The organism is Thiohalocapsa sp. (genome assembly GCF_019695415.1).
Classification (GTDB): domain Bacteria; phylum Pseudomonadota; class Gammaproteobacteria; order Chromatiales; family Chromatiaceae; genus Thiohalocapsa.
In genome coordinates, this window is record NZ_JAIFKJ010000380.1 from 1 (window position 1) to 2352 (window position 2352).

General features: G+C 63.6%; 3 protein-coding genes. 2 read left to right on the forward strand and 1 reads right to left on the reverse strand.

Annotated elements, in window-relative coordinates; all coding sequences use genetic code 11:
- On the reverse strand, positions 1-760 hold a 760-nt coding region (locus tag I6U14_RS10870), incomplete at its 3' end, for a CBS domain-containing protein (RefSeq protein WP_296899248.1).
- 206 nt (positions 761-966) lie between these two features.
- Here I6U14_RS10870 and I6U14_RS10875 point away from each other — a divergent pair.
- Both I6U14_RS10875 and I6U14_RS10880 read left to right on the forward strand, forming a co-directional pair.
- Positions 967-1242 (forward strand): hypothetical protein, encoded by a 276-nt coding sequence (locus tag I6U14_RS10875; RefSeq protein ID WP_296899249.1) that lies wholly within the window; start codon positions 967-969, stop codon positions 1240-1242.
- Between the two features lie 474 nt (positions 1243-1716).
- Positions 1717-2214, forward strand: a complete 498-nt coding sequence (locus tag I6U14_RS10880) for a hypothetical protein (RefSeq protein WP_296899251.1) — start codon at positions 1717-1719, stop codon at positions 2212-2214.
- Positions 2215-2352: the final 138 nt, after the last annotated feature.

The window sequence follows — 2352 nt, forward strand, 5'->3', positions numbered from 1 at the left end:
CCGGGAGGTGGTGGACGTTGAGCCGGGACATGGTGATGAGTGCCTCGAAGCCGAGCGTGTCGGCCGTGACCGTATGCAGCCGTTCGGTCATGATGTCGCTCACTGGGCGATCCGGCGGCAGCCCCGCGGCGAGGCAGCGATTGCGCAGATCGCGGTCGGTGATCATGCCGGCCAGGTCGCCGTTTTCGGCCAGGATGACCAAAGATGAGCCTTTTCCTTCGCTCATGGCCCGTGCCGCCTCGTGAATGCTGGTGTCGGGGCTCGCGTACACCAGGTCGTGGCGCAACAGCTGACCCACCTGAACGGTCATCAACTCCGTGCCGGCGCCATGCTCGCGGATCGAGTCCAGCGCCTTGCGCAGCCGCTTCGACATGGATTCGTCGAAGTGCTCCGCGAACTCCGGGTGGGCCTCGCGCAGACGGGCCAGTTCAGCGCAGGGTAGCAGGTAGGCCAGGGTGTCCTCGGAGGTTTGCCCGCGCAGGGCGGTGTCCGGTTCGTGGTTGCCGCAGGGTGAGGGACAGAGGTCGCCCTCTGCGAGCTTGCCAGCAAGGTTGCCATCCTCATCGCGCATCTCGGCAGCACCGCGGCGCAGGATGTAGAGGCAGGGCTCAGGGTCGTCCTCTGGTGGAAAGGCCGAGCCGCGTCGCACATAGCGCACCGACAAGCGTTTCGGCAGGCTGTCGAGCGTCGCGTCCGGGAGTCGGTCGAACGGGGCGTGGCTCGCGAGAAAATCTCTTATCTCGATCAGTTCGACGTCCATCGCGGTCTCCGATGTTGCAGGCGCCTTGCGGCGAGGCACGACCATAGCGAAACCGAGGAGCGGACACCAGACGCGGCTTCCGCCAGCTAGGTTGAACCGCGTCATGGTTACCTGCGTCAATTGTGTTCCACGCGCAATCGCGCATGGCGCGCTGCTATACTGCGTGTTACGAAAATATGACAACAACGACTGTATGGAGGAGATACATGTACACACTGCGCAAAGGGGGCCACTCGTACCTCTACCAAGTGGGCTTCGGCGAAGAACTGGCCGTTGCGCGCGTGATCGTCCGCTGCGATGCCGGGGGATCGGAGGGTCTATTCCTGGTCAAGCAGGATGGTTCCGTCGAACCTGCGGATGACCGCCCGGGGTTCGGCGTTAACCCTTTGCGTGCGGACGGCGTCTGGCCCAATCCGCCAAGGGAGGCGATCAGGGACGCCCGCGAAATCGCCCAGCATAAGGCACACACCCATCCGGCCTGATGGGCCGGGCGATCGTCGCAAACTCGACCGTGAATCGACGCGGTCTGGCGATGACCCTTTGAAGTCTGCGGCGGCGGGGCTTAGGGTAGTGGTGGCAGTCGCGCGGCCACTATCGGATGCGGAACAGAAGCGAAGATGTCGTAAGGCAAGTACAAGAAGGCGCTGAAAAAACGCGTTTGCAAAGGCCAGAAAGGGTATCCCGTGGCCACCGTTGTGTTCCATGGGCCGGACAACACCAGGGCCTCGAAAGTCGTTATCAGCGGCCCGCGCTGCGGGCCTGTCCATCCTGTGGGTCGTCTAAGGCGACGGGGCTCCTTGTTCGCAAGGGCATCGCGAGGGATAGGGTCACCATTCAGCTGACCCCAGGTCTGTCGCTCCAAGGCCGCACCCGCCAACGTCACTCGCAGCGTCGCTCGGGCGCCGCATATCCGTTCGGCCTTCCACCACGCCGCACGAACACAATGGAGAGACCCCATGACCGGTCTTCATCGCATCCTCGCCGTGATCGCGGGTGTCGTCACGCTCGCAGCGTGTACGGCTCCTGAGCAACAGGTCGATGTTGCGCCGGCCGACGCCCGGGGCACGCTATCGGTCGCCCAGGGTGGCGCCGGTGCCGTCTTGCTGGTAGTGGATGGGGATGACGGAACCCGTTGCCGTTGGGAATTGAAGGCACGTTACCCCGCCAATACGGCACCGCACACGGTTGACATGCGTGCCGAGTACATCGATACCACGACGGGCCGTTTGCTGGCGCAGTCGGGCACGGCGGAGACCTTCCCTCGGTCCGACGCTGGCGGAGACCCTTCGCACGATGGGATGCTTGAAACGAGCCTCTTTCTTTGGGACGAGCCGCTGCGCTGCGGGCGCATCGAGGCAAGGATCAACATACTCGCCTGTCTCGATGGGAACTGCCCGCAATACGTCGCCGGCACGGGCGCGGTACCAATGAGGATCGTTGTCACGCAGAACTGAGGGTTTGAACCCAAGGATGGGCAACAGGCCGCTTCGGGCCAGAAAAGGGGCTACGCGAAGAAACGCGTAGCCCCTTGATTTTATGGCGCGCCCGGAAGGATTCGAACCTCCGACCACCTGGTTCGTAGCCAGGTACTC

Excerpts from the sequence above, each read along its gene's own strand:
- I6U14_RS10880 (WP_296899251.1), top strand. The coding sequence starts at position 1,717 with ATGACCGGTCTTCATCGCATCCTCGCCGTGATCGCGGGTGTCGTCACG.
- I6U14_RS10875 (WP_296899249.1), top strand. The coding sequence starts at position 967 with ATGTACACACTGCGCAAAGGGGGCCACTCGTACCTCTACCAAGTGGGC.